The following is a 19,583-nucleotide window of genomic DNA, read 5'->3' on the forward strand; positions in this document are numbered from 1 at the left end:
TGCTCGCCTCCTTACAGACTTGCTTTTTTTGTATGATAGTCTGTTGCTTGCTCAAACGCATGTGCAACGCGGTAAATTGTCGCTTCATCGAAGTGTTTACCAATGATTTGTAGACCAAGTGGCATGTTGTTAGCACCGAATCCACATGGAACTGAAATCGCTGGAACACCCGCTAAGTTTACTGGGATTGTTAAAATGTCATTTGCATACATTGTCATTGGATCGTCAACTTTTTCTCCCACTTTAAATGCCGGAGTTGGTGTTGTTGGTCCAATAATAACATCATAGTTAGCAAATACGTTTTCAAAGTCGTTCTTAATTAATGTACGTACTTGTTGTGCTTTTTTGTAATATGCATCATAGTAACCAGAGCTAAGAGCAAATGTACCAAGCATAATACGCCGTTTAACTTCATCACCGAAACCTTCACTACGTGTGTTTTTGTAAAGATCTAATAAGTTATTTACATTATCAGAACGAACACCGTAACGCACGCCATCAAAGCGTGAAAGGTTAGCAGATGCTTCAGAAGAAGATAGTAAGTAATACGTTGCTAGAGCGTATTTAGAGTGTGGAAGAGATACTTCCTCCCAAGTTGCGCCCATACCTTCTAATACTTTTAAAGCAGCTAGTACTGACTCACGAGCTTCTTCGCCAACACCTTCGCCTAAGTATTCTTTCGGTACAGCAATGCGTAAACCTTTAACATCGCCTGTTAAACCAGCTAAATAGTTTCCAACTTCAACGTTTGCAGAAGTTGCATCCATGCGGTCAATACCTGAAATAGCTTGTAATAAGTATGCATTGTCTTCTACTGTACGTGTAATCGGTCCGATTTGGTCAAGTGAAGATGCGAATGCTACTAATCCGTAACGAGATACGCGTCCGTAAGTTGGTTTTAAACCTACAACACCGCAATATGCAGCTGGCTGACGGATAGAACCACCCGTATCAGAACCTAGAGAGAATAGTACTTCTCCTGCTGCTACAGCTGCTGCAGAACCACCACTAGATCCGCCTGGAACGTAATCTAAGTTCCATGGGTTTTTCGTAGCGTAGAATCCTGAGTTTTCATTTGAAGAACCCATTGCGAACTCGTCCATGTTTAATTTACCGATTGTAATTGTGTCAGCAGCTTTTAGCTTTTGCACAACTGTCGCATCATAAATTGGATCGAAGTTTGCTAATATTTTGCTTGCACAAGTTGTACGAAGACCGTTAGTTACAATGTTATCTTTTACACCAATTGGCATACCGAATAATAAACCATTATCTTCAGCGCCGATTTTTGCATCTAATTCTTTCGCTTTTGCGCGTGCATTTTCTTCATCTAATGTAAGAAAAGCTTTTACGTTATCTTCAACATCCGCAATACGTTTGTAAGATTCTTCTACTAAATCCGTAACGGAAATTTCTTTGTTGTTTAACTTCTTATGTAACTCTGATACTGAATGATCAAATAATGACATCGAAATTCCCCTCCTCTATTCTAATACTGCTGGAACACGGATTTGATTATCTTTGTGATCCGGTGCATTTTTTAATACTTCTTCAACTGGTAAACCTTTTTCTGGTACATCTTCACGCATAACATTTTTCATAGTTAATACATGAGTTGTTGGTTTTACATCTGTTGTATCTAATTCATTTAACTGTTCTGCAAATGTAACAATTGCATCTAGTTGTTTTTGAAATTTTTCTGCTTCTTGATCAGTAATTGCAAGACGTGCTAAATGTGCTACGTGCTTTACATTCTCAACGGAAATTCTTGACACGGCTAGGCCACCTCCATAATATATCGTTCAATCTACAATACTATTGATGATACCAAATTTTCAGTACTTCAAGCAAGTCAACACAGAGTACTTACGCCATTTTTACATAAAAAAAGAAAGGCAAATGCCTTTCTTTACAATTTACTCTTTATCTAACGGTTTATTTTTTGGAAATCTCTCGTTATCTTCTTCATTATCACGAATTGTTTTTTGTAATACAAAACAAGACATCGTTAAAAATAATGTTCCAATTAAATAGTATCCTTTTACACTAAGCGTTTCATCTAACGTATAAATCCCAATTAGCATACCTGAAAGCGCACAAACAAATGAAGTCCATGCTAAAAATGTGAACGCTTGCGTATTACGTCTTCTCATCGTTCTCCCCCTCGTTAGCTGTATACCCATTATAGATAAGTATATTTACCATGATGGATTTTTATGTAAATTCTAGTTTTATATTTATAAATCTATCATAAAAGAATACTATTTTAAAGAAAGTTTTCTGTCTAATCTGAAAAAACAATTAAAATCATTGACAATTATTTCTATTCTACATAAAATAAAAATAAATATTACGAACCTCGAAATATACGGGAGTGGAATTAATTGTTGCAATATGAACATTTTTTAGACTTACTGCTAGATAACGCCAAGAAACTTTTCTATCCTGAAGAATGGGTAAGCCTAGATTTAACACTTTCTAAAACAGAAGTATTTTGTTTACTTTGGATGGAACGAAATACAGATATTACAATGACGAAAATTGCTGACCTTCTTGATATACCGATGAGTACAACGACGGGGGTTATAAATCGCCTTGTAAAAAAGGGATATATTGAACGCTACCGTGATGAAAATGACCGACGTATTGTATTAATTCGGTTAACAGAAAACGGCGCAATGCTCGTTCAAGAAGTAAAACAAAATGCGGCCCATTACTTTAGCTTAGTAACAGAAGCATTATCAGAAGAAGAAAAAGCATTCTTACTACAAATCTTCCAAAAAATCATGAATCACATTGCTACATCACAGCAGAAAACAGAAGAAAAAGTTTCTACACCTAAAATGAAAAACATTCCGATTGAATAAAACCCTATTTGGGTTTTTATTCAACTATTTACTTCGACACTCGTAATATTCGACATTCGAAACAAAGGGGATATGAATGATGAGAATTATCTTGTATACAGGTAAAGGCGGCGTAGGAAAAACTAGCATTTCAGCAGCAACAGCAATTCAAAGTGCGAAACAAGGATTAAAAACATTAGTAATGAGCACAGATCCTGCTCATAGTTTAGGAGATTCATTTGGTATAAAGCTATCTTCTGAGCCATTAGAAGTTCGTAAAAATTTGTGGGCACAAGAAATTAATACGATTTATGAGATGGAAAAAGGATGGGGAAAATTACAGAAATATATTACACTACTCTTCACTTCCAAAGTAGCCGATGATATTACAACAGAAGAATTAACGATGTTTCCCGGTATGGAAGATTTAATTAGCCTACTTCGCGTACTCGATTATTATAAACAAAACACATATGATGTTATCATTATTGATTGTGCCCCAACAGGAGAAACATTAGCAATGCTAAGCTTTCCAGACATGCTCGGCTGGTGGATGGAAAAATTATTTCCTATTAAAAGAAAAGTTTTAAAAGTCGTTCGTCCTGTAGCTCAACCACTCCTTGGTGTCCCTCTTCCAACCGACGATATTATGGACGAATTAACAAGTACACTTGAACAGCTCGGAGAAATGAGAGATATTTTATCAAATCGAGAAGTAACAAGTATCCGCATCGTTGTAAATCCTGAAAAAATGGTCATTAAGGAAGCCCAGCGCAGCTTTACTTATTTGAATTTATACGATTATAACGTAGATGCCATTATGATTAACCGCGTCATCCCTAACACTGTCACCGATCCTTATTTTCAGGCATGGAAAGATACACAGAAGAAATATAAAACATTAATTCAAGATAGTTTTCAACCCCTTCCTATTTACGAAGCTCCAATGTTTGAACAAGAAGTTGTTGGTTTGTCTATGTTAGAACGTGTAGGAGATTCTTTATTTAAAACTGATCATTCCCCTACAGAAGTGAAATTTAACGGGCGCACTCAATATGTAAAAAAGGATGGCGATGAGTATATTTTCGTTCTGTCCATTCCCTTCTCAAACAAAAGTGAACTTTCCTTAAATCAAAAAGGTGATGAACTTATTATTCGAGCGGGTTCTGTTAAACGGAACATCACGTTACCAAAAACATTAACACACCTTTCTATTCAAGGAGCAAAATTTGATGAAGATGTACTAAATATTCGGTTTGGAGGTGTAGTCCATGCATGAGGAATTACTACGAAGGGTAATTCGTACAAAAGTAAAAGTCGGGATGCATATATTAGAAGAGCTACCTAATCCAATCCAGCAATCCGCTAAGCAAATATTAAATATTTTACAAGAGGAACTAGCTGCTTATCTGAAAGAACGAGAGCATCATGAAGTTAATTTAAAAAATATCATAATTGAATAACCATCTCTGTATAGAGGGCCTTTTTTTGGGCTTTCTATACTTTATTGGAGTGATGTAAATTGATGAAAAAACATTCGACTACTATACTCTGGATCATTCCCTTATTATTTTTCATTCATAACCTTGAAGAAGCTTTCCAAATGCCACAATACCTTGCTAATCAATTTTCAATCCGTCTTATAACTAGCCAACAATTTTTCATTGCCATTTCCGTATTAACAATCTTTGTATTACTTATCGTCTTTCTATATCAACTTAACTTCTTTTCTTCTATATGCTGGATTATTTTTATACAAGGGGCCATCTTCTTCAACTCTGTTCAACATATTATTTTGTTTTTCATTTATCGCTCCTATAACCCCGGCGTCATATCAGCATTTTTCATTACTCTCTTTTCTATTTTCTTTTTTTTATCCAAAAAACACTTAATTCATCAAAAGCAATTCGTAATTACACTCCTTTTCAGCTTATTTTCTTATCCCATTATAATTTGGATTACCTTACTGTTCGCTAGCTATTTTCATTCATAAAAAAAGACCAGGAAAACTCCTGGTCCATTACTCTACTTAACAAACATTGGATTCTACGTTATACAAAATTGGAAGGTACAGAATTAGGGTTTGTTTGTTAAGTTTATATGTTGAACGAACTAACAGCGGAGGGGTTCCTTCTGTTAGTCCATTAAACCCAATAATTATTTTACGATTTTTTCAAGCTCCTCAAGTGAAAGATCTACTGAAATTGAACCATCATTTGTTTCTTTCTTAATTGCATCTGTTACTTCTTTTGAATGGTATAATTCAATTACTTTTTTCAGTGTTGGATCATCTTTATCTTTCGTACGAGCTGCGAAAATATTAATATAAGGCTTCGCATTTTCATTCTTTGGATCTTCTAAGAAAATAGGATCCTTCGCTGGATCTAATCCAGCTTGACCAGCAACACCGTTATTAATAACTGATGCCGCTACATCTTTTAACACACGAGGTGTTTGCTGTGCGATAACCGGTGTAATTTTTAATTTCTTCGGATTTTCAGCAATACCACTTGGATCTCCAAATAGACCAAAATCCTTTTTCAGCTTTAATAATCCAGCTGCATCAAGAAGTTTTAATGCACGTGCTTGGTTCGTTGGATCGTTTGGAATTGCAATTTCTGAACCATCTGGGATTTCATTTGATTTCTTATATTTTTCAGAGTATAAACCCATTGGTGCAATTTGTGTTGTACCAACAGCTGTAATATCTAACTTATGTTCCTTTTTAAATTGCTCTAAGAACGCAATATGCTGGAATGAGTTTAGTTCAATATCTCCATCAGCTAACGCTTTATTTGGCGTTGTGTAATCGGAGAACTCCACCAGTTTAATCTTAATCCCTTCTTTTTCAGCTTTTTTCTTCAAAATTTCCCAAGCGTCTCCATCCGTTCCAGTTACACCGACGCGAACTACTTTTTCTTTCGCTCCTGCACCCGTGTCTCCACTTGAGCAGCCGCTTAATGCTGAGACTCCTACAATCGCTGATAATGCAAATGCTAAAATTTTCTTCATTTTCTTTTCCTCTCTTCCTTTTTATGATCTGCGTAACAAGACTTTCGCAAAGTAATTCCCTAAATTTTGAGCTATCTGTACGAGAATAATAAGTAACACGACCGTTACGAACATAACTGATGTATCAAAACGTTGATAACCATATGTCATTGCTAAATCACCAAGACCGCCACCACCGACAAGCCCAGCAACTGCAGAAAATTCAATTAAACCAACTGTCATAAATGTGACACCTAAGATTAATGGTGCTAACGCTTCTGGTACAAGGATTTCAAAAACAATTCTAATTGGCGAGGCGCCCATTGCTTGCGCTGCTTCAATTACTCCTTTCGGAACGGAAACAAGGTTTGTTTCAACCATTCTAGCAATACCAATTGATGCGACTAAGGTCATCGGGAAAATTGCTGCTGCTGTTCCAATCGTCGTTCCGATAACACTTCTCGTTAGTGGACTTAACGCTACTAAAAAGATAATGAATGGTACCGGACGAATTGTATTAATTATGATGTTAAGAATAGAAAAGACCCATTTATTTTCTAAAAAGTTTCCTTTTCTCGTTACATATAAAAGTAAACCTAGCGGTATACCAAGAATTGTAGCAAATATAAGGGTTACAATTACCATTAAGAGGGTATCCCCCGTCGCATCTAGTATGCGCGGCCAAAATATACTCCAATCAACTCGCATGAGCTTCTACCTCCTTCAGCTGCACTTGCAGTCTTAGATGTTGTAATGCTTTTTGAATTTCCCTCTGCTCCCCTTGCAACTCTACAAGAAGATTTCCAAATAGCACATTTTGAAGTTCAATAATATTTCCGTACAGTACATTTACATCGACGTTATAGTTTTTTGCGATATATGATAGTACCGGCTGTCCTGTCTCCTCACCAGTAAATGTTAGACGATAAATTTGACCACCATTTTGAATTTTCGCTAGAACACTTTCCGGTAAATGATCATTAATGACAGAACGTACAAAGTTTTGAGTCGTCTTTGTTTTTGGTTGCGTGAAAACATCAAACAGTTTTCCTTCTTCAATAACTTTTCCCTTCTCCATTACAGCTACACGGTGACAAATTTCTTTCACAACATGCATTTCATGTGTAATAAGAAGAATTGTTAAATTGTATTCTCTATTTACTTTCTTTAATAAGTTTAGAATTTCTGTCGTTGTTTCTGGATCTAAGGCTGATGTTGCCTCATCACATATAAGAATATCTGGCGATGTCGCAAGTGCTCTAGCAATGCCCACACGTTGCTTTTGTCCACCTGATAGCTGCTCTGGGTAATAGTTTGCTTTATCTTCTAACCCTACAAACTTCAGCAGTTCATTTACTCTTTCTTTTATCTCATTCTTTGGTACTTTCGCTAACTTTAATGGATAAGCAATATTTCCAAATACTGTTCTTGAATTAAATAAATTAAAACTTTGAAAGATCATTCCGATTCTTTGTCTTAGTTTACGTAATTCTTTCGTCGATAATGATGTAATATCTTTATCATCTATTGAAATCGTTCCTGCCGTCGGTCTCTCTAACATATTTACTAGGCGTAATAACGTACTCTTTCCAGCGCCACTAAAACCGATAATGCCAAAAATTTCGCCTTTCTCAACTGATAATGTTACATCCTCTACCGCATGAACAGATTGCCCAGCTGATTCATACACTTTACTTACATTGTTAAAAGAAATCATTTTTTCCCCTCCTATATGCTGTAAAAACTTGAAGCAGAGCTTTCGAGGTAAAATAAAAAGTGCTCTCCTTCTTATCAACCATAAAGATAAGAAGGAGAGCACTTATATGTACTCATTCACATCTTCTCATCTTCCAAGCCTTTATATGGCTTGCTGGAGTTAGCACGGTATTAAAAAAACCCGTTGCTGAGGTATCGTAGGGCCAGTCCCTCCACCTCTCTGGATAAGAATGTATCGATTTAATTGTCGTTTAATTAATTCTCATTATAGAACTCAGAATAATAAGAGTCAATACATTTTTTAGAAAAATATTAATTATTCCTTTATTAAAATTTTCAGATGAAAATTCATGAGAAAATAGTAACTTTCAAGGTTATTTAAAATTCTTCTTCCTCATATTTTTAAACAGGAGAATCTTCTCTACGAATTGAATAAATTTATTTGAATATGAAACTCGGAGGAAGATAAATATATGAAAACAGCTCTTTTACTCATCGATATTCAAAACGATTATTTTCCAAATGGAAAGATGGAATTGCGTAATCCAGTAGAAGCAAGCGAATATGCTAATCAGTTATTACAACACTTTAGAACAAACAGCGAACCTATTTTTCATATCCAACACGTAGCTATAAAAGATGACGCTACTTTTTTCCTACCTAATACAGAAGGTGTACATATTCACGAAAGCGTACGTCCACTTAGAGAAGAAACAGTTATAGTCAAACATTATCCAAATAGCTTCCGAGAAACTAATCTTCTAGAGCAATTAAAACGTTTAAATATTGAACATGTCGTTGTATGTGGGATGATGACTCATATGTGTATCGATGCTACAGTAAGGGCTGCATTCGATTTTGGCTTTCAATGTACCGTTATACATGATGCTTGTGCTACAAAAGACCTGTCTTTTAAGAACGCTACTATACCAGCTGTTTACATTCACAATACAATTTTAGCTAGTTTAAATGGCGTATATGCAAATGTAATAAGCACGCAAGAATTTTTAGCTACATAAAAAAACACTCCTTTCAGTGAGCAAAACCGAAAGGAGTGTTCCTTGTCGAACCATAGATTTTCTTTCAAATTGTATTATACAGGAAATTCTCAAAATGAATACTAAAAAATATGACTAATAAGTCAACTTTTCTCATCATTTTATTTCTGTTCACATGTTTATCCCGCTATTAATAGGTTTTAGCTCATTCCCTTCGAACGATGGTAATATATAGGATTTCAATTTTAAAAGGAGCTCTTCACATTCTGTGAAGAGCTCCTCTACTATTTCTTATAAAGTTTCAGAAGTAGTTTTTGCTTGCATGTGAAGTGCTAAGTAATCAGGTCCACCAGCTTTAGAGTCTGTACCAGACATGTTAAAGCCACCGAATGGTTGGTAACCTACGATTGCACCAGTACATCCACGGTTGAAGTATAAGTTACCAACGTGGAAGTCTTCGCGTGCTTTTTCAATATGGTCACGGTTGTTAGTAATAACAGCACCTGTTAAACCGTATTCCGTATTATTTGCAATTGCAAGTGCATGATCGAAGTCTTTCGCTTTACAGAATGCTACTACTGGTCCGAAGATTTCTTCTTTCATTAAGCGAGCATCTTCTGCAACGTCAGCAACGATTGTTGGTTGGATGAACCAGCCTTTAGAATCGTCTCCTTCGCCACCTGCTAAGATTCTACCTTCTTCTTTACCAATTGCAACATAGCTCATTACTTTATCGAATGCAGCTTGGTCATTAACAGGACCCATGTTTGTACCTAATACTGCTGGGTTAGCAACTGTTAATTCTTTTGTTAATTCAACAGCACGATTTAATACATGATCATATACATCTTCATGGATTACTGCACGAGAACATGCAGAACATTTTTGTCCTGAGAATCCGAATGCTGATGCAACGATAGACTTAGCTGCTAATTCAAGATCTGCTTCTTTATCAACAACGATTGTATCTTTACCGCCCATTTCAGCGATAACGCGTTTTAACCAAATTTGTCCTGGGTTTACTTTCGCTGCACGCTCATAGATGCGGATACCTACATCACGAGATCCCGTGAAGCTTACGAAACGTGTACGAGGATGATCTACTAAGTAGTCACCAACTTCAGAACCGTTACCTGGAACGAAGTTTACTACGCCAGCTGGTAAGCCAGCTTCTTCTAATACTTCCATAAATTTCGCTGCTACTACAGGAGTTGTACTAGCTGGTTTTAGTAATACTGTGTTACCAGAAACTAAAGCAGCTGTTGTCATACCTGCCATAATTGCGAATGGGAAGTTCCAAGGAGAAATGATAACACCTACTCCTAATGGAATGTAAGAGAAACGATTATATTCAATTGGACGGCTTTCTACTGGAATACCGTCTTTTAATTTTAACATTTGACGACCATAATATTCCATAAAATCGATTGCTTCTGCTGTATCAGCATCTGCCTCATTCCATGGCTTACCTGCTTCTTTTACAAGAATAGCAGAGAATTCATGTTTTCTGCGACGAACGATTGCTGCAGCACGGAATAAAATATCTGCACGCATTTCTGGCTTTGATTTTCTCCAAGTTTGGAATGTTTCATCCGCTACTTGCATTGCTTTTTCAGCTAACTCACGGCTTGCTTTTGAAACACGACCAACAAGTTCCTCTTTATTTGCAGGGTTTACAGAAACAATTTTGTCTTCTGTAGTGATTTTTTCTCCCCCAATAATTAATGGATAGTCTTGTCCAAGATAAGATTCTACTTTCTTTAAACCTTCTTCAAACGCTAATTTGTTAGCCTCCACTGAAAAATCTGTAAATGGCTCATGTTTGTATGCTACTACCATTTTTTTTAGCCTCCCCTTAGAAAAACGTTTACATTTTACAACATTATTCTACACGATAATTTAGATTTATTCAAATATTCCTAGACTTATATTTTAAAAATTAATAAATTTTTAAAATATAATAAAAAAAAGAGATTCATACATGCGTATGAATCTACAAAATATGAGTATATTCCAAAACATTTTTCCCGATCAATAATATAGTAACTAATAAAAATAAAGTCCTTACATATCCAACACCTTTTTGAACCGCAAACTTCGATCCAAAATAAGCACCTAAGATCATTGATAATCCCATGATAATACCGTATTCAAAATGAATTATATCTAAAAATAAAAAAGTAATTAAAGATACAATATTACTAACAAAGTTCAAAAGTTTTCCAGATGCTGCCGCTTGAATAAAATCCAGGCCAATTAATAAAAATGCAAAAATTAAAAACGACCCTGTCCCTGGTCCAAAAAATCCATCATAAAATCCTATCATTAAAATAGCAAAGAAAAATATTAATGTTTTTCTTTGCGTCATCTTCTTATAGGTAGACACACTTCCCCAATTCTTTTTTGCAATAATATAAATAGCAATAAATACCAACATTACAAGTACTAATGGGCGTAAAATATCCGGTGGAATAAATTTTACTACTAAAGCACCTGCAACAGCTCCAACAATAGTTAACGGGATTAACTTTCCTACAATTTTAAAATCAACTTTTCCTGATCGAATGAAATACATCGCACTCGTAAACGTCCCCATTGTTGCCGCTAATTTATTCGTTGCAATTGCCGAAGCTGGCGATAAGCCAACAAACATAAGTGCAGGAAGCGAAATTAACCCTCCTCCTCCAACAACGGAATCAATAAAAGCTGCTAAAAAACCGAATGCAATTAATAAAATAATGACTTGAAAACTTAATTCTTCCATGAGCTTTACCCCTTACCCCTATTTTTTACAACATTTTAAATTATAACAAAATTACATAAGAAAAAAAGCTGTTCCATAGAGGAACAGCCTTCATATTTAATCTAAAATCTTCACAAGTGGTTCATCTTGTTTTGCTTCACGTATAATAATAGCTTCTGGGCGTTCTACAGATTTAATCGTTACTTGTACTTTCATATAATTCGGGAAGTATTCCATAACAAGCCCTGCCACATATTGTGTAAAACCAACTATTTCAGCTTTTCCATTAAACTGGACAGGAATATCAAGCTTCATTTCTCTTAATTCATCATCTCTATACATACCAGTACCAATAACAGCTGTATAATCGCCTTGGAAATAATCGCTTAGTTTTGCCTTAAAGTTGGATACTCTTGCAAGGTCTTCACGTTTATTATCTGTTTTCGCTTGCTCTGATGGGAACAAATAATATTTTTCATTAATTTGTTTCCAATCTTCAACCGTTTCACTACCTTTTTCGGCATTTGCATAAGAAACAAAATTACCTGGCACGAGCGAAGACTTTGGAGCTTGGCGATAAATCGCAAATGTTATTGGAATATTTTTGCTTTCAGGTTCTTTTTGATGTATGACTTTCAAAATTTCTTGCGCCATTTTTTTCCCTTCAGCTAACATCTTTTCATCCGGGATTGCAGCTTCACGTGGATAACCATGCTCTTCGTTAAAATATTGAACAGAATTCATCGCTAATCCAACTACCATACCAACGCGTTCCTCGCCGTTATCGCCTTTTTTCACATAATAATCATGCTCTAAAATATTCGAAATATATATTGGATTTTTTTTATTTTTCACTTCTAGTGATTCGGATCCTGTTCCTAATGCAGGGTTTAATCCTATATTAGGAAATTTAACTGCATCTTTTTTTAATTTGTCCTCTAGTTCCTTTTGTTCAGCATCTGTACGTTTTCTTTTAACAAGCATCTGTATAGTTTGAGTATCTAGAGCTTTTCCGCCTTTTAAAAAATTATCTTTCGTACTAAATGATTCTTTTGCAATTCGCATTAACCCTGTTTCAAATTCATCTATATCAAGACGACTATTTAACCCTTGCACGACTAAACCACGTGCCTTTCCACCATCAAATGGAATAGTCGTCTTATAATATTCATCCGAAATAGCGTATTTTGGAACAACTGATTGTTCTTTTGCTTTCCCCGATTTCTCAGCCACTTTTTCATCTTTGTCGGCACCTGCACTACACCCACTTACAAGTAGGCCAAGGCTTAATACCGCTAATGCTATTTTTTTCATGGTAAGTTTGCACCTCTTACTTATTTAGCTCTTGTAAGAACCTCTCTTCATTCCAAACCTCAACATTATGTTTCTCCGCTTGTGCTAATTTCGAACCAGCCGCTTCACCTGCAACAACTAAATCCGTACTCTTACTAACACTTCCCGTTACTTTTCCACCTAATGCCTCAATCTTCTTCTTCGCTTCACTTCGCCCCATAACTTCTAGCTTACCTGTTAAAACAACCGTTTTTCCTGCGAAGTAAGATTCAACATTTTGTAAATCTGCAATTTTTATACCTTTGTATGTCATATTCACGCCATACTCTTTAAACTGCTGTAATAACTCTAATACATCTTCATTATCAAAATATGTCACAACAGATTGAGCCATTTTTTCGCCAATTTCATTAATTGCTTTTAGTTCTTCTTCCGTTGCTTTTACAAGCTCATCCATCGTTTCAAAGTGCTCTGCAAATGTACGTGCTGCTTTCGCTCCAACGTGGCGAATTCCAAGACCAAATAATAATCGCTCTAACGAGTTTTCTTTAGACTTTTCAATTGCTTGTATTAAGTTTGTTGCTGATTTTTCACCAAAACGTTCTAACTGTAATAATTGCTCTTTCGTCAATGCATATAAGTCAGCAAATGTACGAATATAATCTGCATCAAACAGTTGTGTAATGACACGTTCTCCAAGTCCATCAATATTCATTGCATTTCTTGAAACGAAATGGATTAACCCTTCTCGAATTTGAGCAGGACAAGTTGGATTTATACAACGAAGTGCTACTTCTTCTTCTAAACGAACAAGTTCACTCTCACATGCTGGACAATGAGTTGGCATGCGGTATTCTTCTTCCTCACCAGTACGCTTATCAAAAATAACGTTCACAACTTCAGGAATAATATCTCCAGCCTTCTTCACAACAACGTAGTCACCAATTCGAATGTCTTTTTCACGAATTAAATCTTCGTTATGTAAAGAAGCACGACGAACAATCGTACCAGCAACTCTCACTGGCTCTAGTTCTGCAGTCGGTGTTACAACTCCTGTTCGGCCAACACTTAATTCAATGCCTGTTAATCTCGTTACAACTTCTTCAGCCGGGAATTTATAAGCAATCGCCCATCTTGGACTCTTCGCTGTAGTTCCTAGACTTTCTTGAAGGGCAACATCATCTACTTTTATAACGATTCCATCAATCTCATAATCAAGATGCGGACGTTTTTCTTGCCATTCTTCTACATAAGCTATAACTTCTTCAATTGTTTCACATGTACGGCGATTTGGATTTGTCTTAAATCCAAGTTCACCTAAGAAATCAAGCGATTCACTATGTGATGGAATTGTTTTTTCTTCTACATTCGCAAGACCATACACAAACATAGATAAGTTACGCTTCGCTGCAATTTTCGGATCAAGTTGACGTATTGAACCTGCTGCTGCATTACGCGGATTCGCAAATACATCTTCTCCATTTTGCTCTTTTTCTTCATTTAGTTTAACGAATGAACGCTTCGGCATATAAGCTTCGCCTCGTGCTTCTAACGTTACTTCTTCATTTAAACGAAGTGGGATAGCTTTAATCGTTTTTAAATTTTGAGTAATATCTTCGCCCGTTACACCATCACCACGTGTCGCCCCTTGAATGAAGCGTCCTTTTTCATAATGAAGCGAAACGGCAAGCCCGTCAATTTTTAATTCACATATATATCTTACATTCGCACCATCAATTCCTTGACGTACTCTTCTGTCGAAATCACGTAAATCTCCTTCGTTAAATGCATTTCCTAAACTTAACATTGGTGACTTATGTGTTACTTTTTCAAATATATCAAGAACAGTCCCCCCAACGCGAACGGAGGGAGAATCTTCACTCATAAACTCTGGGTTCTCTGCTTCTAATTTTATAAGCTCCTGCATATTACGGTCATATTCCGCATCAGAAACAGAAGGATTGTCTAATACGTGATATTGATAGTTAAATGTATTTAATAAATCACGCAGTTCTTCTATACGTTTTTTTGCTATCTCTTTTGACATATCCTCATTCCTTTCTATTGTTTCGTCACAGGTGCAAATTTTGCTAACAAACGTTTAACACCAATTGGGCTTGGGAATGCAATATCTAATTCTTTTGCATCACCTTCACCTTTTACACTTACAACTGTACCGACTCCCCATTTTTGGTGGGAAGCTTTATCTCCTACTGCCCAGCCAATTTGTTCGCCGCCTGTCGTCTTAGCTGCAGGGCGCGCGAAAGCTGAACGAGAGCGTGTTGTCGTTGTGATTGTCGTTTTGCCGCTACTTGCCGTTCTGCCTTTTGCACCAAACGATGTTTCACGCTTTGGCGCTGTTTCATTTAATGATTCCACTAGTTCTGTCGGGATTTCTGTAATGAATCGAGACGCAGCGTTCATACTTGTTCTACCAAATAAAGTACGCATTTGCGCGTTAGATAAATATAGCTCTTCTTCTGCACGGGTAATACCTACATAAGCAAGACGACGTTCTTCTTGCATTTCATCCTCTTCCATAAGAGAACGAGTATGAGGGAATATCCCTTCCTCTAAGCCAACAATAAAGACAACCGGGAACTCTAATCCTTTCGCTGAGTGCATCGTCATTAAAATAACTTCTTCACCAGCAGTTGGGTCTTCATCTACACGATCAATATCAGCAACAAGTGCTAAATCTGTTAAGAATGCAACAAGGCTCTTATCTTCGCTTTGAGATTCAAATGTTTGCGTAACAGATAAGAACTCGTCTAAGTTTTCTAAACGACCTTCCGCTTCTAAAGAACGTTCATTTTTCAACATATCGCGATAGCCTGTTTTTTCAATAACTTCTTCTACTAATTCTGTAACAGATAAATACTCTTGCATATTTACCCAGTTATTTAATAAATTCGCAAATTCTTTTACTGCCTTTGTAATTTTTGCACTTACTCCAACATGCTCAATTTCATCAAATACAGCAGTTAATGAAATTCCGTTTTGCACACCGTAATTAATAATTTTATCGATAGAAGTCGCACCAATACCACGCTTTGGCATGTTAATAATACGTGCAAAACTAATTTCATCATCTGGATTACCGATTAAACGTAAGTACGCCAAAATATCTTTAATCTCTTTACGATCGTAGAACTTCGTACCCCCGACAATTTTGTACGGAATGTTAGATTTAAGGAAAATCTCCTCGACCATACGAGACTGAGCATTCGTACGATATAACACTGCAAAATCAGTATATTTTCGTTTCCCCATTTGAATATCGTCACGAATTTTTTTCGCAACAAAATACGCTTCGTCCTTTTCAGTTGCAGCACGATAATACGAGATTTTACTTCCAACTTGATTGTCTGTCCATAATTTCTTCGGCTTACGATTCGTATTTTTTTCAATAACAGCATTCGCTGCATTTAAAATATTTTGTGACGAACGATAGTTTTGTTCTAACAAAATTACTTGTGCATTCTCATAGTCTTTTTCGAACGACAAAATGTTAGAAATATCTGCACCACGCCAGCGATAAATAGACTGGTCAGAGTCACCTACAACGCAAAGATTTTTAAAACGCGCTGCCAAATGTTTAACAAGAAGATATTGCGCTTTGTTCGTATCTTGATACTCATCAACGTGAATATATTGGAACTTACGCTGATAAAACTCTAATACTTCTGGAACACGTTCAAATAACTGAATCGTGGTCATAATTAAATCATCAAAGTCTAATGAATTATTTTTCAAAAGACGTTTTTGATACTCTGTGTATACATCGCTCGTTAATTTTTCATATGGATCAGCCATTGTAATTTTTTTTGCATATTTATCCGCAGATAACAGTTCATTTTTCGCATTACTAATACCCGCTAAAATAGAGCGCGGCTCAAATTTCTTCGGATCAATATTGCGCTCTTTCATAATTTTTTTGACTACAGTTAGCTGATCGCCTGAATCTAAGATTGTAAAGTTACGATTAATACCAATACGATCGATATCCCGTCGTAAAATACGTACACACATAGAGTGGAACGTCGAAATCCAAATATCTTCTGCTTCTGGTCCCACAAGTGTATCAATACGCTCACGCATTTCACGAGCTGCTTTATTTGTGAAGGTAATAGCTAGTACATTCCATGGTGCTACACCTTTTTCACCAAGTAAATACGCAATACGATGTGTTAACACACGTGTCTTACCACTACCTGCACCTGCCATTAATAGAAGTGGTCCATTCGTTGTTTGTACTGCTTTTTGTTGCTGTGGATTTAAACCGTTTAATAATCTATCTGTCATACTCATATACGCCTGCACCTACTCTCCTTTTACTGCTTTAACTGTTTTTAACGCCGATTTTATATCATCATAAATAATATTTCCAACAACTACTGTATCAGCATATTGTGCCATTTCTTTCGCCTGTTCTGCATTAGAAATACCACCGCCATAATATAACTTAGCTTGTTTCAATTCTGCTTTTACATTTTTAACAAGTTCAACATCTCCATACGTACCGCTATATTCTAAATAAAATATCGGTAAACGTAATAGCTTGTCTGCTAAACGAGCATATGCAATAACGTCATCTTCTGTTACATCACATTTCGCTTCTGTAAGCTGGGCTACTTTCGCTTCTGGATTTAAAACACAATACCCTTCCATAAAAATTTCGTCCCAGTCCATAATATCCCCAAATTCTTTCAATGCCTCATGATGAACACCTGTTACCCATTCTACTTTTCGGCTATTTAAAACACTTGGGATGTAATAAAAATCAAATCCTGGTGTAATTGCTTCTACATCAGAAACCTCTAATACACAAGGAACTGCATATCTACGAATGCTAACTAGCATGTGTAATACGTTATCAATTGTAACTCCATCACTTCCGCCTACAATAACCGCATCAGTTCCAGACTCACAAATCATTTCTAAATGTTCATCGCTTAACTCCTTATTTGGATCAAGCTTAAATACATGTTTCCATCCGGAAATATCGTACATGAAAACACCCTTCCTTTTCTCTAGTTATATATATTTCTGTTCAAAATAACAGTTTATTTTCATCATTATTGTTTTAACTTCATCTTAAATATTTGTTTAAAACGGAGAATTAAGTTTGGAATTACCTCTTCCATATTTTTTAAACTAGAGGATTTAATTTTGAAGTTCCTTTTATGCATTCTTTCATTATAACAAAAAAAGTTACTTACACACACGCACATTCCAACATCTTTTTCCACGTCAAATGTTGGATTACATATCCCAAAAATCAAACGGGATACTAATAAAAGAAATAGTATTATCTATTTCAACTTTCATAAAAAGGAGTGTTTTTCTAATGAAGCAAAATATCGGGACAATAAACGCTCTAATTCGAATTACACTTGGGCTCGTCCTCTTCGGATGTAGTGCAACTAAACTTGTACGCAAGCCGTGGTGCACTTGGTCTAACATTTTTCTATGGATTGGTGCAATGAAAGTTGCAGAAGGAATTGTTCGTTTCTGCCCTGTTGTTGAAATGTGGAAATTCGGAAAATACATGAACATGGGGGCATTTAAAATGCCTAGCATGAATTTTGCTGAAAAAGGACATGCTAAAGAAGAAGTGAATCAAACTTCCACTCATGACAAGCCAGAGTCAAAAGGAAGTTATGACGCTTCTGACAAAGAGATTGAGTCAGCGATTGAAGATATAATCCTGGCAAAACCGCTTTGAATCATTTGTCACGATGTAAGATGCTCTCAAAGGGACTTAGCTGCTGCAGTGGGCGGTTAAGTCTTCTTTATTTTACCATAAAACAGAACGTATATTCTCTTTTTGAACCTTAAAATGTATATAAAAGATATCAACCAATAAAATTCAGAAAATTAGATGCATACCTCTTGCTTAAAATGATATAAAAGTGATATCATTTTTATATCAGGAGGCGATCATATGAAAGAAAAACAAGTATTTTATGTAAATGGTTTTCTCGGTATTATTGGAATTTTGATTTTAGCTGCTATCGGTGTATTTTTCCTTGCACAAGAAATTTTCATAGGAGCGGCACTAACTATTATATTAGCCGCAGTTCTCGCTACAGGTATCGGTATTGTTCAACCGAATCAAGCAAAGGTTATTACGTTCTTCGGTAATTATTTAGGAACAATTCGTCAAAACGGTTTATTTTTAACGATTCCGTTCGCATTCCGTCAAACTGTATCTTTACGTGTTGAAAACTTTAACAGTAAAAAATTAAAAGTAAATGACGTTGATGGAAATCCAATTGAAATTGCAGCTGTTATCGTATATAAAGTTGTTGATTCTGCAAAAGCAATGTTTGGTGTTGAACATTATGATCGATTTGTAGAAATTCAAAGCGAAACGGCAATCCGCCATGTTGCAACAAAATATCCTTATGACAATTTCCAAGATGAAACCTGCGTTACGTTACGCGGAAATACTGAAGAAATCTCTGAAGAATTAAAACGTGAGTTAGAGGCGCGTCTTGAAATTGCTGGTGTAGAAGTATTAGAAACTCGTTTAACGCACTTAGCTTACGCAACAGAAATTGCCCATGCAATGCTACAACGCCAGCAAGCAAAAGCAGTATTAGCTGCTAGAAAAGAAATTGTTGAAGGTGCTGTGAAGATGGCGAAAGATTCCATCCATATGTTAGATGAAGAAGGCGTACTAGAACTCGATGACGAGCGTAAAGCAAATATGGTAAACAACTTATTAGTTGCCATCGTTTCAGATAAAGGTGCGCAGCCAGTTATTAATACAGGAAGCCTATACTAAGGGCTATAAGTAATTATGGCTAAAAAGAAAAGCTTTCCATTACGTATTGATCCTGAATTACACGCAGTCATCGAAAAATGGGCAAATGATGAATTTCGTAGCGTCAATGCACACATCGAGTATTTACTTCGAGAAATGGCAAAGCAAAAAGGGAAATTAAAAAAAGATAAAGATGCATAAAAAATCCCGCTGATTCCTCAGCG

General features: G+C 36.0%; 19 protein-coding genes, 1 pseudogene and 1 riboswitch. Of the genes and pseudogenes, 8 read left to right on the forward strand and 12 right to left on the reverse strand.

Annotated elements, in window-relative coordinates; all coding sequences use genetic code 11:
* Positions 1–11 precede the first annotated feature (11 nt).
* The 3 genes from gatA to ACTFRU_RS24855 all read right to left on the reverse strand — a co-directional run bounded on the left by gatA (position 12) and on the right by ACTFRU_RS24855 (position 2,153).
* Positions 12–1,469, reverse strand: coding sequence for an Asp-tRNA(Asn)/Glu-tRNA(Gln) amidotransferase subunit GatA (gene gatA, locus ACTFRU_RS24845; protein ID WP_000051433.1), 1,458 nt, complete (start codon positions 1,467–1,469; stop codon positions 12–14).
* A 15-nt stretch (positions 1,470–1,484) separates the two neighbouring features.
* Positions 1,485–1,775 carry an Asp-tRNA(Asn)/Glu-tRNA(Gln) amidotransferase subunit GatC gene (gene gatC, locus ACTFRU_RS24850; protein ID WP_000086999.1) on the reverse strand — a complete coding sequence of 97 codons (291 nt, stop codon included), beginning with the start codon at positions 1,773–1,775 and terminating at the stop codon, positions 1,485–1,487.
* Positions 1,776–1,916: 141 nt separating this feature from the next.
* Positions 1,917–2,153 carry a YiaA/YiaB family inner membrane protein gene (locus tag ACTFRU_RS24855; RefSeq protein WP_001254393.1) on the reverse strand — a complete coding sequence of 79 codons (237 nt, stop codon included), beginning with the start codon at positions 2,151–2,153 and terminating at the stop codon, positions 1,917–1,919.
* Between the two features lie 231 nt (positions 2,154–2,384).
* Here ACTFRU_RS24855 and ACTFRU_RS24860 point away from each other — a divergent pair, with 231 nt between their 5' ends.
* From ACTFRU_RS24860 to ACTFRU_RS24875, 4 genes are all read left to right on the forward strand, one after another.
* Complete coding sequence (locus ACTFRU_RS24860; protein ID WP_086388543.1) at positions 2,385–2,867, forward strand: MarR family winged helix-turn-helix transcriptional regulator; 483 nt, start codon at positions 2,385–2,387, stop codon at positions 2,865–2,867.
* Positions 2,868–2,943: 76 nt separating this feature from the next.
* On the forward strand, positions 2,944–4,125 hold the full coding sequence (locus ACTFRU_RS24865) for an ArsA family ATPase (protein WP_086388542.1): 1,182 nt from the start codon (positions 2,944–2,946) through the stop codon (positions 4,123–4,125).
* Positions 4,118–4,309, forward strand: coding sequence for a DUF3926 domain-containing protein (locus ACTFRU_RS24870; protein ID WP_000544105.1), 192 nt, complete (start codon positions 4,118–4,120; stop codon positions 4,307–4,309). Before ACTFRU_RS24865 ends, ACTFRU_RS24870 begins: the two co-directional genes overlap by 8 nt.
* Before the next feature lie 62 nt (positions 4,310–4,371).
* Positions 4,372–4,839: an HXXEE domain-containing protein gene (locus tag ACTFRU_RS24875; protein ID WP_440037949.1), complete on the forward strand. Its 468-nt coding sequence runs from the start codon at positions 4,372–4,374 to the stop codon at positions 4,837–4,839.
* A gap of 164 nt (positions 4,840–5,003) precedes the next feature.
* Here the strand turns inward: ACTFRU_RS24875 and ACTFRU_RS24880 are convergent, their stop codons facing one another.
* The 3 genes from ACTFRU_RS24880 to ACTFRU_RS24890 are packed head-to-tail and all read right to left on the reverse strand — an operon-like array spanning position 5,004 to position 7,554.
* Complete coding sequence (locus tag ACTFRU_RS24880; protein ID WP_000721599.1) at positions 5,004–5,858, reverse strand: MetQ/NlpA family ABC transporter substrate-binding protein; 855 nt, start codon at positions 5,856–5,858, stop codon at positions 5,004–5,006.
* Between the two features lie 21 nt (positions 5,859–5,879).
* On the reverse strand, positions 5,880–6,545 hold the full coding sequence (locus ACTFRU_RS24885; RefSeq protein WP_001261865.1) for a methionine ABC transporter permease: 666 nt from the start codon (positions 6,543–6,545) through the stop codon (positions 5,880–5,882).
* Complete coding sequence (locus ACTFRU_RS24890; RefSeq protein ID WP_000622969.1) at positions 6,535–7,554, reverse strand: methionine ABC transporter ATP-binding protein; 1,020 nt, start codon at positions 7,552–7,554, stop codon at positions 6,535–6,537. Before ACTFRU_RS24890 ends, ACTFRU_RS24885 begins: the two co-directional genes overlap by 11 nt.
* A 123-nt stretch (positions 7,555–7,677) precedes the next feature.
* Positions 7,678–7,784, reverse strand: a riboswitch (SAM riboswitch).
* 242 nt (positions 7,785–8,026) lie between these two features.
* On the opposite strand from ACTFRU_RS24890, the pseudogene ACTFRU_RS24895 reads away from it, so the two are divergent.
* Positions 8,027–8,592, forward strand: a pseudogene (locus ACTFRU_RS24895) (cysteine hydrolase family protein).
* Between the two features lie 250 nt (positions 8,593–8,842).
* Here the strand turns inward: ACTFRU_RS24895 and pruA are convergent.
* The 6 genes from pruA to ACTFRU_RS24925 all read right to left on the reverse strand — a co-directional run bounded on the left by pruA (position 8,843) and on the right by ACTFRU_RS24925 (position 17,600).
* The gene (gene pruA / locus ACTFRU_RS24900) at positions 8,843–10,390 is read right to left on the reverse strand and encodes an L-glutamate gamma-semialdehyde dehydrogenase (RefSeq protein WP_000259555.1); all 1,548 of its coding nucleotides are present in this window, start codon (positions 10,388–10,390) and stop codon (positions 8,843–8,845) included.
* 154 nt (positions 10,391–10,544) lie between these two features.
* Complete coding sequence (locus tag ACTFRU_RS24905; RefSeq protein WP_000391974.1) at positions 10,545–11,315, reverse strand: TSUP family transporter; 771 nt, start codon at positions 11,313–11,315, stop codon at positions 10,545–10,547.
* Between the two features lie 96 nt (positions 11,316–11,411).
* On the reverse strand, positions 11,412–12,608 hold the full coding sequence (locus ACTFRU_RS24910) for a CamS family sex pheromone protein (protein WP_440037947.1): 1,197 nt from the start codon (positions 12,606–12,608) through the stop codon (positions 11,412–11,414).
* A 16-nt stretch (positions 12,609–12,624) separates the two neighbouring features.
* Positions 12,625–14,634 carry an NAD-dependent DNA ligase LigA gene (gene ligA, locus ACTFRU_RS24915; protein WP_086388541.1) on the reverse strand — a complete coding sequence of 670 codons (2,010 nt, stop codon included), beginning with the start codon at positions 14,632–14,634 and terminating at the stop codon, positions 12,625–12,627.
* 14 nt (positions 14,635–14,648) lie between these two features.
* Entirely contained in the window at positions 14,649–16,898 is a 2,250-nt protein-coding gene (gene pcrA / locus ACTFRU_RS24920; RefSeq protein ID WP_002164784.1) for a DNA helicase PcrA, read from the reverse strand.
* 12 nt (positions 16,899–16,910) lie between these two features.
* Entirely contained in the window at positions 16,911–17,600 is a 690-nt protein-coding gene (locus ACTFRU_RS24925) for a heptaprenylglyceryl phosphate synthase (RefSeq protein WP_000272103.1), read from the reverse strand.
* A 337-nt stretch (positions 17,601–17,937) separates the two neighbouring features.
* Between ACTFRU_RS24925 and ACTFRU_RS24930 the strand changes: the two genes are divergently transcribed.
* The 3 genes from ACTFRU_RS24930 to ACTFRU_RS24940 all read left to right on the forward strand — a co-directional run bounded on the left by ACTFRU_RS24930 (position 17,938) and on the right by ACTFRU_RS24940 (position 19,560).
* On the forward strand, positions 17,938–18,315 hold the full coding sequence (locus ACTFRU_RS24930) for a YgaP family membrane protein (RefSeq protein ID WP_000812345.1): 378 nt from the start codon (positions 17,938–17,940) through the stop codon (positions 18,313–18,315).
* Between the two features lie 219 nt (positions 18,316–18,534).
* Complete coding sequence (locus ACTFRU_RS24935) at positions 18,535–19,380, forward strand: SPFH domain-containing protein (protein ID WP_000660669.1); 846 nt, start codon at positions 18,535–18,537, stop codon at positions 19,378–19,380.
* A 15-nt stretch (positions 19,381–19,395) separates the two neighbouring features.
* Positions 19,396–19,560, forward strand: coding sequence for a toxin-antitoxin system HicB family antitoxin (locus ACTFRU_RS24940; RefSeq protein WP_001085171.1), 165 nt, complete (start codon positions 19,396–19,398; stop codon positions 19,558–19,560).
* Positions 19,561–19,583: the final 23 nt, after the last annotated feature.

It is taken from the genome of Bacillus cereus group sp. MYBK220-1 (assembly GCF_051916445.1).
GTDB classification, from domain to species: domain Bacteria; phylum Bacillota; class Bacilli; order Bacillales; family Bacillaceae_G; genus Bacillus_A; species Bacillus_A cereus.

Bases quoted from the DNA above. Each gene is read 5' to 3' on its own strand.
- gatA (WP_000051433.1), bottom strand. From the start codon at position 1,469: ATGTCATTATTTGATCATTCAGTATCAGAGTTACATAAGAAGTTAAAC.
- ACTFRU_RS24855 (WP_001254393.1), bottom strand. From the start codon at position 2,153: ATGAGAAGACGTAATACGCAAGCGTTCACATTTTTAGCATGGACTTCA.
- ACTFRU_RS24865 (WP_086388542.1), top strand. From the start codon at position 2,944: ATGATGAGAATTATCTTGTATACAGGTAAAGGCGGCGTAGGAAAAACT.
- ACTFRU_RS24870 (WP_000544105.1), top strand. From the start codon at position 4,118: ATGCATGAGGAATTACTACGAAGGGTAATTCGTACAAAAGTAAAAGTC.
- ACTFRU_RS24875 (WP_440037949.1), top strand. From the start codon at position 4,372: ATGAAAAAACATTCGACTACTATACTCTGGATCATTCCCTTATTATTT.
- ACTFRU_RS24880 (WP_000721599.1), bottom strand. From the start codon at position 5,858: ATGAAGAAAATTTTAGCATTTGCATTATCAGCGATTGTAGGAGTCTCA.
- ACTFRU_RS24885 (WP_001261865.1), bottom strand. From the start codon at position 6,545: ATGCGAGTTGATTGGAGTATATTTTGGCCGCGCATACTAGATGCGACG.
- ACTFRU_RS24890 (WP_000622969.1), bottom strand. From the start codon at position 7,554: ATGATTTCTTTTAACAATGTAAGTAAAGTGTATGAATCAGCTGGGCAA.
- pruA (WP_000259555.1), bottom strand. From the start codon at position 10,390: ATGGTAGTAGCATACAAACATGAGCCATTTACAGATTTTTCAGTGGAG.
- ACTFRU_RS24905 (WP_000391974.1), bottom strand. From the start codon at position 11,315: ATGGAAGAATTAAGTTTTCAAGTCATTATTTTATTAATTGCATTCGGT.
- ACTFRU_RS24910 (WP_440037947.1), bottom strand. From the start codon at position 12,608: ATGAAAAAAATAGCATTAGCGGTATTAAGCCTTGGCCTACTTGTAAGT.
- ligA (WP_086388541.1), bottom strand. From the start codon at position 14,634: ATGTCAAAAGAGATAGCAAAAAAACGTATAGAAGAACTGCGTGATTTA.
- pcrA (WP_002164784.1), bottom strand. From the start codon at position 16,898: ATGAGTATGACAGATAGATTATTAAACGGTTTAAATCCACAGCAACAA.
- ACTFRU_RS24925 (WP_000272103.1), bottom strand. From the start codon at position 17,600: ATGTACGATATTTCCGGATGGAAACATGTATTTAAGCTTGATCCAAAT.
- ACTFRU_RS24930 (WP_000812345.1), top strand. From the start codon at position 17,938: ATGAAGCAAAATATCGGGACAATAAACGCTCTAATTCGAATTACACTT.
- ACTFRU_RS24935 (WP_000660669.1), top strand. From the start codon at position 18,535: ATGAAAGAAAAACAAGTATTTTATGTAAATGGTTTTCTCGGTATTATT.
- ACTFRU_RS24940 (WP_001085171.1), top strand. From the start codon at position 19,396: ATGGCTAAAAAGAAAAGCTTTCCATTACGTATTGATCCTGAATTACAC.